This window comes from Pseudomonas alliivorans (assembly GCF_017826695.1).
GTDB lineage: Bacteria > Pseudomonadota > Gammaproteobacteria > Pseudomonadales > Pseudomonadaceae > Aquipseudomonas > Aquipseudomonas alliivorans.
Map to the genome: position 1 here is coordinate 359088 of NZ_JAFFZW010000006.1, position 14876 is coordinate 373963.

General features: G+C 60.2%; 12 protein-coding genes. 3 read left to right on the forward strand and 9 right to left on the reverse strand.

The features are described from left to right. Positions 1–9 precede the first annotated feature (9 nt). The gene (asd, locus tag JTJ32_RS17980; protein WP_184322146.1) at positions 10–888 is read left to right on the forward strand and encodes an archaetidylserine decarboxylase; all 879 of its coding nucleotides are present in this window, start codon (positions 10–12) and stop codon (positions 886–888) included. A gap of 183 nt (positions 889–1071) precedes the next feature. Beyond that, on the forward strand, positions 1072–2856 hold the full coding sequence (locus JTJ32_RS17985) for a cyclic-di-GMP receptor FimW-related protein (protein WP_099229507.1): 1785 nt from the start codon (positions 1072–1074) through the stop codon (positions 2854–2856). A gap of 42 nt (positions 2857–2898) precedes the next feature. On the opposite strand, the gene serB is transcribed toward JTJ32_RS17985, so the two are convergent. Further along, positions 2899–4113 carry a phosphoserine phosphatase SerB gene (serB, locus tag JTJ32_RS17990; protein WP_099229506.1) on the reverse strand — a complete coding sequence of 405 codons (1215 nt, stop codon included), beginning with the start codon at positions 4111–4113 and terminating at the stop codon, positions 2899–2901. Positions 4114–4243: 130 nt separating this feature from the next. On the opposite strand from serB, the gene JTJ32_RS17995 reads away from it, so the two are divergent. Next, positions 4244–5800, forward strand: a complete 1557-nt coding sequence (locus JTJ32_RS17995; RefSeq protein WP_099229505.1) for a HAMP domain-containing protein — start codon at positions 4244–4246, stop codon at positions 5798–5800. A gap of 190 nt (positions 5801–5990) precedes the next feature. Here JTJ32_RS17995 and JTJ32_RS18000 read toward each other — a convergent pair whose 3' ends face one another. The 8 genes from JTJ32_RS18000 to JTJ32_RS18035 all read right to left on the reverse strand — a co-directional run bounded on the left by JTJ32_RS18000 (position 5991) and on the right by JTJ32_RS18035 (position 14825). Further along, positions 5991–6686 carry a PqiC family protein gene (locus JTJ32_RS18000; protein ID WP_099229504.1) on the reverse strand — a complete coding sequence of 232 codons (696 nt, stop codon included), beginning with the start codon at positions 6684–6686 and terminating at the stop codon, positions 5991–5993. 183 nt (positions 6687–6869) lie between these two features. Then, positions 6870–9125 carry a DNA topoisomerase IV subunit A gene (gene parC, locus JTJ32_RS18005; protein WP_099229503.1) on the reverse strand — a complete coding sequence of 752 codons (2256 nt, stop codon included), beginning with the start codon at positions 9123–9125 and terminating at the stop codon, positions 6870–6872. 10 nt (positions 9126–9135) lie between these two features. After that, entirely contained in the window at positions 9136–9657 is a 522-nt protein-coding gene (locus tag JTJ32_RS18010; RefSeq protein WP_184321804.1) for a retropepsin-like aspartic protease family protein, read from the reverse strand. After that, on the reverse strand, positions 9654–10631 hold the full coding sequence (locus JTJ32_RS18015; RefSeq protein ID WP_210042835.1) for an esterase-like activity of phytase family protein: 978 nt from the start codon (positions 10629–10631) through the stop codon (positions 9654–9656). Before JTJ32_RS18015 ends, JTJ32_RS18010 begins: the two co-directional genes overlap by 4 nt. Further along, complete coding sequence (gene parE, locus JTJ32_RS18020) at positions 10628–12532, reverse strand: DNA topoisomerase IV subunit B (protein ID WP_099229500.1); 1905 nt, start codon at positions 12530–12532, stop codon at positions 10628–10630. The genes JTJ32_RS18015 and parE overlap by 4 nt, the downstream gene beginning before the upstream one ends. A 71-nt stretch (positions 12533–12603) precedes the next feature. Next, positions 12604–13221: a YqiA/YcfP family alpha/beta fold hydrolase gene (locus JTJ32_RS18025; protein WP_025993163.1), complete on the reverse strand. Its 618-nt coding sequence runs from the start codon at positions 13219–13221 to the stop codon at positions 12604–12606. A gap of 88 nt (positions 13222–13309) precedes the next feature. Further along, positions 13310–14116 (reverse strand): 3',5'-cyclic-AMP phosphodiesterase, encoded by an 807-nt coding sequence (gene cpdA, locus JTJ32_RS18030; protein WP_184321808.1) that lies wholly within the window; start codon positions 14114–14116, stop codon positions 13310–13312. Between the two features lie 526 nt (positions 14117–14642). Continuing rightward, entirely contained in the window at positions 14643–14825 is a 183-nt protein-coding gene (locus tag JTJ32_RS18035; protein WP_210042850.1) for a hypothetical protein, read from the reverse strand. Between the last annotated feature and the right edge of the window lie 51 nt (positions 14826–14876).

Genomic DNA, 14876 nt, shown 5'->3' on the forward strand with positions numbered 1-14876 from the left:
AGTTCAGGAATATCAATGAAAGATCGTTTGTTTATCCTCAGTCAGTACCTGTTGCCTCATCACCTGCTGTCCCGTATCGCTGGCCTGGTCGCCGAATGCCGCGTCACCTGGTTCAAGAACGCCTTCACCGCCTGGTTCGTTCGCCGCTATCAGGTCGACATGTCGCAGGCGCTGGTCGAAGACCTGACCGCCTACGAGCACTTCAATGCCTTCTTCACTCGCGCACTGAAGGCCGATGCGCGCCCGCTGGACAACACGCCGGGCGCCGTGCTTTCACCTGCCGACGGCACCATCAGTCAGATGGGTTCGATCGATCACGGCCGCATCTTTCAGGCCAAGGGTCACAGCTTCAGCGTGCTTGAACTGCTGGGCGGCGATCCGAAACTGTCCGCACCGTTCATGGGCGGCGAGTTCGCCACTGTTTATCTGTCGCCGAAGGATTACCATCGCGTCCACATGCCTCTGGCCGGCACGCTGCGCGAAATGGTCTATGTGCCTGGCCGTATTTTCTCGGTCAACCAGACCACGGCTGAAAACGTTCCGGAATTGTTTGCCCGCAATGAGCGCGTTGTCTGCCTGTTCGATACCGAGCTGGGCCCGATGGCTGTCGTTCTGGTGGGCGCGATGATCGTGGCCTCGGTCGAAACGGTCTGGGCCGGACTGGTCACGCCCCCCAAGCGCGAACTGAAGACGTTCAGCTACGACGAAGCCGCACGCGCACCAATCCATCTGGAGAAAGGCGCAGAGATGGGTCGCTTCAAACTGGGTTCCACGGCCATCGTGCTGTTCGGACCTAACCAGGTTAAATGGGCCGAGCAGTTAAGCGCGCTCTCCAAAGTCCAGATGGGGCAGGCACTCGGCGCTGCGAAGCCAATTGCCGAGGCTTGATGGCCTCAGGCCATAATAGCTGCGTGTTTGCACCGATACTGGTAGAGTGAAAGCATCGGTGCGTAAGGATACGTTGCACTTTTTCAGTGGCACCGGGTCCACATCCTCCTACCGAAGGATGTGGCCCATTGCCAGCATGGAGTCGCCGTCCGGGCCAGAGAGTCGTTGGAGTTCGCCTGTCACATGAGTAATTTGAGCCTGCCTCTGCTGTTGCGTGCACCCACGCCAACGCAGTCGAGCCTGTCATTCAGTGAGCCCACGCCCCGCGACCTCAAACGCTGGATCTCCCGACTGCCCAAGGCAAACCTCGGTGAAATGGCCCGTCAGCTGTATCAGGGCCTCAGCGAACTCAACCAGTTGATCACCCCGAGTGACAATCGCCTGCAAATGCTGGAATTGTTGCGCCCCGAAGTCTATTTCGTCTGCAAGCACCTTGAGCGGCACTTTCTCAATCAGGCCATTGTGCTCGACGAGCGCCCGCGCAAGGTGGCCAATCTTTGCCAGGCACTGCAGAACCATCTGGCAACCGGCTACAAGCAGGTTATTCAGCAGATCGCCCCGCGTTACAGCAAGGACCAGAGCGTGATGCTGACCACGGCATTGCAACGGGCGCTGCATGGCCTGAATGGCCCGCTGATTCGTGCCAATCAACTGTATTGCCCGGTTCAGGAAGGTCTCTGGCTCGAACTTCATCAGCTTTATCAGATTGCCCGCCAGTTCCAGTTGCATCGCACGCAGGTAGACGAACCACTGGCTCATCACACCCGCACGCTCAGCGCCGAACAGACCTACGTGATTGCCCTTTTGATGGGGTGCTCACGCTGCAATCAGATGCGCCAGCTGAACATCGGCAAGCTGGCAGATGCGCTTGAAAGCTGGAGTGCGATGGTGACGCTGCAGCTACCCGCCGACGAACACAGCCTGTTGGCGCTGGACCCTGCCACCGACAAGCCACCGCTGTATCGGACACTGTTCACCGACGAGCAAATGCCCAGGATGCTGGGGATCCAGCCACTGGCACTGGCGGATGCAATCAACCATTACCTCGCCTTGCCGGCCGATCAGCGTGGTCCTGCCAAGCTGCTCATCCCGACCGGCGTCAACACCGACCTGCTGCAACACTTGGCGGCGGCCTGGGGAGATGTTGCCGAACGCACTTTCCAGCGCACGGTGGGCCAGGGCACGCTGAAGCTCTGCATTGGCATGAGCGCGGTTCATTACTACGTTGCCGGGCAGAAGTCGTTCAGCGAACTGCTGCAACTGAACACGACCAGCCACATTGCCGATTTCGCGCTCAAAGTGGTCAACGAGAACGACGACGATCCCTGGTCGTCCGCGTTCGATACGCAGCGTGGCAATACGTCTTCGGTTCTGCTGCCCTACGAAGAAATCGAATACCAGAAGTCCGACGCCGATGGCGACTCCACGTCCAATGCGCAGCACACATTTCCGATCTTTGACGTGAACATCGTCAACCACAGCCCGGGCGGTTATTGCCTTGCATGGCACAAAGACGTGCCGCAGCAGTTGCAGGCGGGTGAGCTGGTGGGTATCCAGGATGACTCCGGGCAAGGCTGGAGCATCGCCATTGTGCGGTGGGTTCGGCAGGTGCGCAGCGGCGGCACGCAGATGGGCATCGAGCTGATCGCACCCTTTGCCCAGCCGTGCGGCATGCAACTGATCCGCGAATCGCAGAACAGCCAGTACCTTCGGACCTTGATGCTGCCGGAAGTACGGGCGATGGACAAACCTGCGACCGTGCTCGCACCTCGCCTGCCGTTTCAGGACGACAGCAAAGTCATGATCAACGTCAATGGCGAAGAGCGGCGCGCGACACTGGGCAATCGGCGTATCAGCAGCGCCAGTTACAACCAGTTCGAATACCGGATATACGACGCGCCCAAAGCTGCCGAGATCGAAAAAACCAAGCCGGGGCAGGAATTCGATTCACTGTGGGGCTCGCTGTAAAGGCCGCCATCACTCACGCGATCACGGCCCTGCCCTGCACTTTCAGCGACTGGCTTCGCGGTCGCGAAAACCCAGCAGATACAGAACCCCGTCCAGACCCAGTGTCGAGATCGCCTGTCTGGCTGACTGCTTGACCAGAGGCTTGGCGCGGAAAGCCACGCCCAGTCCGGCAATCGCCAGCATCGGCAGGTCGTTGGCACCGTCGCCCACAGCGATGGTCTGCTCAAGACTCAGGCCTTCCTTGTGAGCCAGCTCGCGCAGAAGGTCAGCCTTGCGTTTGGCGTCGACAATCGGTTCGACGGCCACACCCGTGACCTTGCCATCTTCTACTGCCAGCTCGTTGGCAAACACATAATCGATGCCCAGCTTCGCCTGGAGCTGCTTGGCAAAGTAGGTGAAGCCGCCCGACAGAATCGCGGTTTTGTAACCCAGACGCTTGAGTTCAGCGAACAGCGTTTCGGCACCTTCGGTGAGACGCAGCGAAGCACCGATTTCGTCCAGTACGCTGACGTCCAGACCTTTGAGCAACGCCAGTCGCTCCTTGAAACTGGCACTGAAATCCAGCTCGCCACGCATGGCTCGCTCGGTGATTTCGGACACCTGCTCGCCAACGCCAGCCGCCTTGGCCAGCTCATCGATCACTTCAGCTTCAATCAGCGTCGAGTCCATGTCGAACACCGCCAGCCGACGATTGCGACGGAACAGCGAATCCTGCTGGAACGCGATATCGACGTTGAGGTCCTGCGCGACGGCGAGAAACTCCGCCTGCATGGCTTTCATATCACCGGGCTCGCCCCGTACGGAGAACTCGATACAGCCTTTGCCCTTGTCGGCCGGTGTATCGAGCGGCATGCGGCCGGACAGGCGATCGATCTGGTCGATGTTCAGCCCGTATTTGGCCGTGATGGAGCTCACGCACTGCAATTGCTCGGCAGTCACCTTGCGCGTCAGCAGTGTCACGATATGACGCGCCTTGCCCTGACCTTCGACCCAGTGTTGATAATCCTCTTCGGACACCGCCGTGAAGCGCACTTGCTGATCCAGCTTGTAGGCGGTGAACAGGATGTCCTTGAGCACGGAAGAACCCTGTTCGGTTCCCGGAATTTCAACCAGCATGCCGAACGACAGCGTGTCGTGGATCACCGCCTGACCAATATCGAGAATGTTCACGCCACCCTGGGCGAGGACGCCGGTGATGGCCGCAGTGAGACCGGGACGGTCTACACCGGTGATGTTAATCAGGACGATTTCGCGCAAGGCGCACCCCCGCAGTGGAAAAAAACCGCATTCTAACCACTTTCAGTGACCACCGGGCACAGGCAGCGCTTTGCCGCTACAAGGTCGATCGTTATACTGCCCGGCAACTTCACCGAAAGAGCCGTGCTCTGTGAACCGGCACACGCCCGTTAAAACCGATAATTTCTTCCTGCTCATCTTTCGTGCCCTGCGTCATCGCCGTGTACCGATCGCTTTGCGCATTGCCAGCCATAACGTGATCCTGGTCGCGTTGGCGTTGGTGATCTACGCCGGTGTCATGGGCCTGCAGTTCAAGCAGGCCATGCATGAACAGGCTGACGCACTGGGGCAGGCCCTGACGACCCAGACCGCCACCTCGGCCACCGAGCTGTTGGTGTCCAACGACATCCTCAGCCTCAACGTGCTGCTGGGCAATCTGGTCAAGAACCCGCTGGTGGCGCATGCCGCGATCTACAGCGTGGACAACCGCATCCTTGCCGAAGCCGGCCAGCGCCCGAAAAACGGGCTTTTGGGTGAAGCCCAGGGCTTGTACGAAATCAAGATAACGTTCCAGGACGTGATGGCGGGTCATCTGCGCATCAGCCTCGACATGTCGCAATTCCAGCAGCCGATGACCATCAGCCTGCAAAGCATGGGCATATTGGCGGGCATTCTGCTGGCGCTGGCGCTGGCCCTGAGTCTGCGTCTGGGTCGCCACATCTCGACACCATTGATGCAGATGCGCATCTGGCTGCGCGATATCGACCCCTACACGCCGGCAACCGATCGCCAGGATGAAATCGGTGATCTGGCGCGTCAGTTGCGTACATCCTTCGCCCCGCCTGTTCCAGAGCCTGAACCCGTGCCGGAACCCGAGTACGAAGAAGAAGACGAAGGCGACGACCCTTATCTTGAGCCGGACGAAAAACCGGCGCCGTCATTTTCCGCGCGAGATCCTGTATCGCTGGCCAAGCCTCGACTGCCTGCGCCACCGGTTCAACGTCGTATCGTTGCCGAGGAAGATGAAGAGGACGACGGCGATGATCCATTTGCCGAGTTGCGCGACACGTCCGACAGCGCCGGCCCGGCGCCCACCGCCCGCCCGGTTGCTGCTCCGGTGGTATCGAGCGAGCCTCGGCACAGCGCCGTTCTGGCAGTACAACTGGGCGCACAGGACCAACTGCGCCGCCTGCCCCGTGCCCGCCTGACCGAATTGTTGCAGCGCTACCGCGACTGCCTCGATCAGGCTGCGTCGCTGTACGAAAGTGAGCTTCATACTCTGAACGATGGCAGCACGCTGATGCTGTTCCACAGTCAGGAAAGCGGCGACGACTACCTGACCAACGCCATCTGCTGCGGCGAACTCCTGCGTGCGCTGAGCCATGCCTTGCAGATCGAGGTCGCTGACAGCGGCATTACCTTGCAACTGCAACTGGGTCTGACGCTGGGTGAAGGCCTCGGCGGCCTGAGTCAGATCGACCTGTTGCTGACCGAAACCGCGCAGGACGCACTGGCGCTGTCGCAACACAGCCGCAACCTGCTGCTGGTGGAGCGCAGGATCAACGACGACCCTCTGATCCGTCAACGTGCCCGAATCCGCCCCATTGCAAGCCCGGAAGGCGCCTGTTGTGTGGAGCGCTTGATGGAGCCCTACCCGTCCATGCTGGAGCGCCAACTGGCGCGAATGCACGAAACGCACAAGGCCTGACAAACGCTCGCCTCCGCCCGTGACGCGCATGCGTCACACTGGGCGCGGGCCGTCTTGAAAGACGTCACCATGCTTCGCGTGGGCAGGCATCCCACGACGCTCCACGTCACATCCTGCAGGCGCTGATCACCCTCGGAATATCGCCCAATAAAAAGCCCGCATCGCTGCGGGCTTTTTGTTTTTCCAAGCCTTAGAAGCGGAACACTTCAAGGTCGGTGCGTATCGGTGAAGCCATCGGAATTCGAGGTTTGTCGGCTTCTTTGGCGCGGGCCACCGGGGCTTTCTTCGGCTCTTCAAGTGGCTGCCAGGAGATAGGCTTGATGGCCGTGCTGACCTGATCGGCCAGGCGCTGCAGCAACATGCCCTGGGCCTTGACCTGATCGGCCGAGCTGCCCGCATGGACCTGCTCGAGATGCACCAGTCGACTGTCGCGCACGTGCCCCTTGCGGTCCAGCAAGCGCCATTGCGCATCCAGAACAGCGGGCTGCTTTGCACCGGAATCAAGGCGAGTGATCGACAACACCACCTGGACATCAGGCGAGAAGTTGGCAACCGCTGGCGCCAGCACGACCCGTTGGCTATCAAGCTTCCAGGCCAGTTGACGCAGCAATAATTGATCGATATCCGACGACAGATTTCCCGCCCAGCGCCCATCGGGCGAAGCGGTCAGGGTGCCGTCAGGCTGTCGTTGCAGAAGGGTTTCGCGTTGCAGGTAGTCGGCCACCGAAACAGGGCCCAGCAAGACTGCCAGACCACTACTCTGTTTCGGCTGACCAGGCTCACCGCTGTCGAGTTGATAAAGCGCGGTCGGCTGGTGCACGCTGCAGCCAGCCAGACCCAGGACGCCGGTCATCAACAGGACAAAGGGAAGGCGTAGAAAATTCATCATCCCATCCAGGTGGCTGCCCCAAGGGAAGCCACAGTATAAATACTTTCCAGACCCATGCAGGCACTGCGCCACGCTTGCGCCCCAAGACCTCATATCATCCGTGAATATTCGCCATGACTCCAGCGATTATGCATCGTACTTCATGGCAAAACGAAGAACACCCGCGCCAGATCAATGTTTTCAGCCATTTTCCACCAACAAGGCGTCGACTCGCTGGAAGCCACGCGGGAGCTTATTGCCGCGACGGCCGCGTTCGCCCTTGTAATGTTCCAGATCCTCGGGCTTGAGCGAAAGCGTGCGTTTACCTGCCTGAAGCACCAGCGTAGCGCCCTGTGCGATGACCGCAAGATCGGTCACGTATTCCTCACGACTCGCAACCCGCTCGCCGGGAATACCGATGATCTTGTTGCCCTTGCCCTTGCCCAGTTGTGGCAGGTCGCTGATCTTGAACACCAGCAGACGGCCTTCTGTCGTCACTGCCGCCAGCCAGTTCTGCTCGCGATCGGTCACCGGCCGCGGCAGGATGACCTTCGCGCCATTCGGCAGACTCAGCAAGGCTTTGCCCGCCTTGTTCTTGGCCTGCAGATCTTCACCCTTCACGACGAACCCGTAACCGGCGTCGGAGGCGATCACATACAGCGACTCATCGTCAGGCAGCAGTACGCATTCGAACGTCGCACCCGGCGGAGGCTGCAGCTTGCCGGTCAACGGCTCGCCCTGCCCGCGCGCGGACGGCAAGGTATGCGCGGCAACCGAATAGCTGCGCCCGGTCGAGTCGATGAAGACCGCAAACTGGTTGGAGCGCCCGATGGCTGACGTCTTGAAGCCATCGCCTGCCTTATAGGAAAGCCCGGTCGCGTCGATGTCATGCCCCTTGGCGCAGCGCACCCAGCCTTTTTCGGACAGCACCACGGTGACCGGTTCGGTCGGCATCAGTTCGTTTTCAGACAGCGCCTTGGCTTCGGCACGCGCCACAATAGGCGAGCGACGGTCATCGCCGTAGGTTTCGGCATCGGCGATCAGCTCGGCACGCACCAGCTTGCGCAGTTTGGACTCGCTGCCCAGCAGCGCCTGAAGCTTGGCCTGTTCCTTACGCAGTGCATCCTGTTCGCTGCGCAGCTTCATCTCTTCCAGACGCGCCAATTGGCGCAAACGGGTATCGAGGATGTAATCGGCCTGGATTTCCGACAGGTCAAAGCGAGCGATCAGCTCGGCCTTCGGGTGCTCGGCCGTACGGATGATGTGAATCACTTCATCCAGGTTCAGGTAAGCCGTCAGCAAACCATCCAACAGGTGCAGGCGATGCTCGACCTTGTCCAGACGGAACTGCAGACGACGGCGCACCGTTCCGATACGGAAGGTCAGCCACTCGCTGAGCAGGGACTTGAGGTTCTTGAGCTGCGGTTTGCCGTCCAGACCGATGATGTTGATGTTGACCCGGTAGCTGGATTCCAGCTCGGTGGTCGCGAACAGATGCTGCATCAACTCGTCGAGTTCGACGCGGTTGGAGCGCGGAATGATCACGATGCGGCACGGGTTCTCGTGGTCCGACTCGTCACGCAGGTCGGCCACCATCGGCAGTTTCTTGGCCTGCATCTGGGCAGCGATCTGCTCCAGCACCTTGGCACCGGAGACCTGATGCGGCAGCGAGGTGACCACGATGTCGCCGTCTTCGATGCGATACACCGCACGCATCCGTACCGAACCGCGACCGGTTTCGTAGATTTTCAGCAGGTCGGCGCGAGGCGTGATGATTTCCGCTTCAGTCGGGTAATCCGGCCCCAGAATGTGTTCGCACAACTCTTGAATGGTCGCTTTCGGCTCGTCCAGCAAGCGAACGCAGGCACTCGCGACTTCGCGCAGGTTATGCGGCGGTACGTCGGTCGCCATGCCCACGGCAATACCCGTGGTGCCGTTGAGCAGGATGTTCGGCAAACGCGCAGGCAAGACAGCCGGTTCGTCCAGCGTGCCGTCAAAGTTCGGCACCCAGTCCGCCGTGCCCTGACCCAATTCGCTGAGCAGCACCTCGGAATAGCGTGACAGGCGCGCCTCGGTGTAACGCATGGCCGCGAAGGACTTGGGATCGTCCGGCGCACCCCAGTTTCCCTGGCCGTCCACCAGCGTGTAGCGATAGCTGAACGGCTGGGCCATCAGCACCATGGCCTCGTAGCAGGCCGAATCGCCGTGAGGGTGGAATTTACCGAGCACGTCACCGACGGTACGCGCCGATTTCTTGTGCTTGGCATCCGCGCCCAGGCCCAGCTCGCTCATGGCGTAGATGATACGGCGCTGTACGGGCTTCAGGCCGTCGCCGATATGCGGCAGGGCACGGTCCATGATCACGTACATGGAATAGGTGAGGTAGGCCTGTTCGGTGAAGTCAGCCAGCGAGCGGCGTTCTACGCCATCCAGGCTGAGGTCAAGGGAGTCGCTCATGCGGGCCTCATCATTGTGTTGACTGGCGCAGCAGCAAGTTGCCGCCGCGCTGTGTGAATTCGAGTTGTTTCATTGCGCTCATGCCCAGCAGCACCTGATCGCCTTCCAGACCCGGCGCGACCAGGGCGCGCACGTTGGTCAGGACAATGTCGCCCAGTTGCAGCCGGTCGAGCGAAGTCCGGAAACCCTGGCTGTTGCCGTTGGCCGTGCTGACGGTTACCGGCAGACCGCGCTTCAGGCCCAGGCTGTCGGCCATGTCACCGGGGATGGCAACGTCCGTCGCCCCGGTGTCGATCATGAATTCTACCGTCCGGCCATTGATCTGGCCGGTACTGACGAAATGCCCCTGACGGTTGCCCGCAAGCTGCACTTCAATATAACCATCGCCGTGCTGCGAGGAGACCACGGTATTGGGGTTCTGCTGCTTGTCTTCCCAGTCGCCGAAAAAACGCGTAGCCAGAAAGATACCGGCCGCCCAGGCCAGAATCATCAGGACCTTGCCAGCGCGCCTGCCGGGAACCACCTGGTTCATTGGCCGTCACTCCAGCCCGCGGCAGGTGCAGCGAAGCGCCACACAATCGGGCGTTCTTCGCCATCGGCGCGGGCACCGGAATTGTTGTCGATGCCGATCCAGGCACCGGTATCATCCACCACCAGCGCCTCGGTCAGGCCGTAGGGCTGATCATAGCGACGCGAAGGCAGCATGGCCTCCCTGGAAAATGACCAGCAACGCTCGATCTGCCCGGTTTCAAGCTCCCGACGACAGATGCGATACACCGAGCGCTCCAGGGTGAACAGCTTGCCGTTGTACAGCGAGATATCAGAAAAATCCGTTGAGACCTTTTTGCGCTTCTGCTGCGGCGGCAGCGTATCTTTGCCTGCTTCGGCCAGCAGTACGCAGCTTTGTCCACAGGTCCACTGATCCTTGTCACGCTGCACCACCAGCAGCCCGCGCTTTTCGCGTTCGGCCGCCAGCCAGATCCGGTCGCCTGCGGCGTTCACCGCAATGCCTTCAAAGATCGCATTGAAGTGCTGCAACATGCCGTTGGCCCGAGCCTGTTCAACCATCGCCGCAGGCAATGGCAGCCAGACCGGTGCACCTTCCAACGGCACTTTCAGCACCGTGCCGTAGGCCTCGCTGACCAGATAACGATTGCCCGCCGCATCGCAGCTGATGCCTTCGAAATCCATGCTGCCACCGCGCACTATCGATGACAGGTTCGCCAGCGAGCGCAGGTTCAACGGCAGATAGCTCTCAGGCTTCGGCATGTCGATAGCATGAGGCTCGGCCTTCCAGACGCGATCTGACACATCAAGACTGTAAAGCAGGTTGTCGTCCCGGTCGGAAACCGTCCACAGCCGACCGTGACACGAGGCCAGACCCGACAGATTGCCGCCAACCATGCCGTCTACCGGATGCTCGGACTGCAGTTTCAGGGCCTCGAGCGGGGCCGCAAAAACCGGCGCGACCACAAGGGACAGGGCGGCGAGCCAGGCTCGTATCAAATCATGACCTCGGCGAGGTTGCCTTTCGATTCGAGCCAGCTTTTGCGATCACCGGCGCGCTTCTTGGCCAGCAGCATGTCCATTATTTCCGAGGTTGCCGCGTAATCATCCAGCGTAAGCTGCACCAGGCGCCTGGTGTTGGGGTCCATGGTGGTTTCACGCAGCTGTGGCGGGTTCATTTCGCCCAGCCCCTTGAATCGGGTGACCTGCGGCTTGCCGCGCTTCTTCTCGGCCACCAGACGATCAAGAATCCCGTCGCGCTCGCTTTCGTCGAGCGCGTAGTAGATTTCCTTGCCCAGGTCGATGCGATACAGCGGTGGCATGGCCACGTATACATGACCTGCGTCGACCAATGGACGGAAGTGCTGAACGAACAGCGCACACAGCAGCGTTGCGATGTGCAGCCCGTCCGAGTCGGCGTCGGCCAGGATGCAGATCTTGCCGTAGCGCAATTGGCTGATGTCCGTTGCGCCCGGATCGACACCGATGGCGACTGCAATGTTGTGCACTTCCTGACTGGCAAGCACTTCGCCGCCATCCACTTCCCAGGTATTCAGAATCTTGCCGCGCAGCGGCAGGATCGCCTGAAATTCCTTGTCGCGTGCCTGCTTGGCCGAACCTCCCGCAGAATCACCCTCGACCAGAAACAGCTCCGAGCGCGCCGGATCCTGCCCAGCGCAATCGGCCAGCTTGCCGGGCAAGGCAGGACCTTGCGTGATGCGCTTGCGCTCGACCTTCTTGCTGGCCTTCAGGCGGCGACCGGCGTTGTTGATCGCCAGATCCGCCAGTTGCAGGCCCAGTTCGGAGTGGGTGTTGAGCCACAGGCTGAACGCATCCTTGACCACGCCAGAGACAAACGCCGCCGCTTCGCGGGACGACAGGCGCTCTTTGGTCTGACCAGAGAACTGCGGTTCCTGCATTTTCATCGACAGCACGAACGCGATGCGCTCCCACACATCTTCCGGCGCAAGCTTCACGCCACGCGGCAGCAGATTGCGGAACTCGCAGAACTCGCGCATCGCATCCAGCAGGCCCTGACGCAGACCGTTGACGTGCGTACCGCCCTGCGCGGTAGGGATCAGGTTGACGTAGCTTTCCTGAACGCTGTCGCCGCCTTCCGGCAACCAGAGCAAGGCCCAGTCGACGGCCTCCTTGTTGCCCGCAAAACTGCCGCAGAACGGCTCATCCGGCAGGCGCAGGAACTCGGTGACAGAATCCTGCAGGTAGGAGCGCAGGCCGTCTTCGTAATGCCACTCGACTTTCTCGCCGGTGGATTTGTCTTCGAAGCTGACCAGCAGGCCCGGGCACAGAACGGCCTTGGCCTTGAGCACATGCTTGAGGCGGCTGACGGAAAACTTCGGCGTGTCGAAATACTTGGGGTCGGGCGCGAAATACACGCTGGTGCCGGTGTTGCGTTTGCCAACCGTACCGATGACCGCCAACTCGGTGGCCTTGAAGCCATCGGCAAAGGTCATTTCGTATTCGTTGCCGTCACGCTTGACCCGCACCCGGACCTGAGTGGAAAGCGCGTTGACCACCGAAATCCCTACGCCGTGCAAGCCGCCGGAAAATTGATAGTTCTTGTTGGAAAACTTGCCGCCTGCATGGAGCTTGGTAAGGATCAGCTCGACGCCAGACACGCCCTCTTCCGGGTGAATGTCCACCGGCATGCCGCGACCATCATCGGACACTTCAAGGGAGTTGTCGGCATGCAGAATGACCTGCACCGACTTCGCGTGACCGGCCAGGGCCTCGTCGACACTGTTGTCGATGACTTCCTGCGCCAAGTGGTTGGGCCGCGAGGTGTCGGTGTACATGCCCGGACGTTTGCGAACCGGATCGAGGCCCGAGAGGACTTCGATGGCGTCTGCGTTATAAGAGCTAGCGCTGGGATTGGCCATGGGTTCTCGTTATCAATCGTTCATTAAATTTCGGGAGTTGAAAGTTCTTTTATGCCTTGACCGGCAGTCATTTACAGCGCTGACAGATCAATCCCCTGCAACAGGCTCGGGGCAAACCCGGCAAAACTCAGCAGCGCTGGCAGTTGCTCGGCAAATCCCTGATAGCTGTGATCGCCACCGGGCTGTATGCGCAATGCGCAGGCACGATAGAACGCCTGGGCGCGGCGGTAATCCAGCGTCTCATCACCCGTCTGCAGCCAGACCTGAATCTGCTGCGGATCCTGAGGGGCGGGCACTTCCAGTTCCGCCAGCGCGTCGATATGGTCTTGTGTCAGTTGCCACTGCTCACCGGTGTACAGATTCTGCTGCGTGCCGAGAAACCCGTCGAACAACTGATGCGGATTGACAGCCGGGTTGATCAGCACGGCCTTTAGACCGTGGCGCTGCGCCAAATGAGTCGCATAGTAGCCGCCGAGCGAGCTGCCGACCAGCAGAGGCCGACCCAGCGCAGCAATGGCCGACTCAAGCTGAACCATGGCCTGACGCGGATGATGATGCAGTTCAGGGACTTGAAGCTGTTCGGCAAGACCCAGCGTCTTCATCAGCGCGAGCAACTGGCAGGCCTTTTTCGACAGAGCCGAGCTGTTCAGGCCATGGATGTACAGCAATGAGGGGGTTTCACTGGTCACGCTGCCGCTCCTGGGTGCAAAGCAAAGCCGCGCAGTTTACAGGGACTAACGCGACAAAACCTTACTGGAAATAGTTACGTAAGACGATTCAGTAGCCGGTGCCGCCGTAATCGGCCTCGAACACCATGCCGACCACGCGGGAAACGCCCGTTTCAAGCTGTCCGTCATCGTGCAAACGCAGCCATCGGTAGCCTGGCGCGAGGGTGTCCAGCTTGAAGTCCTCACTGCCCGGTGCGAACTGGATACAGGTCGAAGGCGAGGCCAGCAACCGCACGTTCTGTCGCATCTGGTCGAATTCCTGATGCACATGCCCCCAGAGCACGGCACGAACCTGCGGAAATCGATCCAAAACCGCAAAAAACGCCTCGGCGTTGCGCAAACCGATCGGCGCCATCCATTCACAACCGATGGTCACCGGATGATGATGCAGACAAACCAGATGATGCCGGTCGGGCGCCTCGCTCAAGGACTGCGCCAGCAACCGCAATTGCGATTCAGCCAGAAACCCCGGCACAGAACCTGGCACCGCAGAATCCAGCAACGTCACCCGCCATTGGCCGATATCCAGCACCGGCTCCAGCAACCCGACGCCCTGCGCCACCTGCTCCATTTGCGGCAGCTCATCATGATTGCCGGCAAACCAGCGCGCAGGTGCTGCAATCTGTCCGCTGAGCCGACGAAACGCCTCATACGACTCCACGCTGCCATCCTGGGAAATATCCCCACTGGCAATCACCGCATCGATATCCGACTGCTCGGCCAGCACCCGCTCGACCACCTTTTCCAGGCTGTCACGGGTATTCATGCCCAGCAACGTGCCGTCCGCCTCGGCAAACAGATGACTGTCGGATAGCTGGACCAGCAAAACTGACGATGAAGGGGCTGCGCTCGGCAAGGCCGTCTCCTGGAAGGGATTCAGCGCGATTATGTGACGGCGAGCGGTACGGGTAAACCCGGAATGTGGAGGTGGCAGCGGATATGGGTCACATTTTCATTCAAGTCATCCGTGCCGGGGCAGAACAGACACACTCGGCCAGTCTGGAACTGTCACGTCTGGCTGACAACCTCAGCGCTTTGGTCCGTCGTTTCAACGCGTGAAACCAGTCGTGGTGCCGGGCGCCTGATGAGAATCAGGGGCCCGTCGCACACCGAAGCCCTCCTGATGCCTCTTCAGCAAAAACGCCGAAGCCTCGACTTCCGAACAGTCGAAAAAATCAATGCTCCCGCCACCATCCCCGCCAGCCCGGCGCCCGACAGATAACCCAGCGCTTGCTCGTAAGGCATCTCGGGCCAGCAGTGCCCCATGATGAATAGTGTGATCAGGATGCAGAGGGTCATGGTTGAGAGGGATGCCAGTAAACCTCGTATGACAGTCATTATCCCTCACACGTCAGCGATACGCGTATACGCCAGATCAAAAATCACAAGCTGCACAATCTCACCCAGACCTCATCCAGTTCATCATCAAGCAAAAGCCGCGCCTCAAAACCCGAATCCGGAAACTGCCGGTTGAGCTTCGCGCCCCAGCAATCGCGAATCACCGCACCCAACTCGGCAGCCTCGTCGTAACCGATATCGTGAATCGCCCCGGATTCTCTAGACACCTTGCAAGCTCATTGCGTAACGTTTTTCAAACTCTACCGGTGACAGCTGAT

Bases quoted from the DNA above. Each gene is read 5' to 3' on its own strand.
- JTJ32_RS17985 (WP_099229507.1), top strand. From the start codon at position 1,072: ATGAGTAATTTGAGCCTGCCTCTGCTGTTGCGTGCACCCACGCCAACG.
- JTJ32_RS18000 (WP_099229504.1), bottom strand. From the start codon at position 6,686: ATGAATTTTCTACGCCTTCCCTTTGTCCTGTTGATGACCGGCGTCCTG.
- parC (WP_099229503.1), bottom strand. From the start codon at position 9,125: ATGAGCGACTCCCTTGACCTCAGCCTGGATGGCGTAGAACGCCGCTCG.
- JTJ32_RS18010 (WP_184321804.1), bottom strand. From the start codon at position 9,657: ATGAACCAGGTGGTTCCCGGCAGGCGCGCTGGCAAGGTCCTGATGATT.
- parE (WP_099229500.1), bottom strand. From the start codon at position 12,532: ATGGCCAATCCCAGCGCTAGCTCTTATAACGCAGACGCCATCGAAGTC.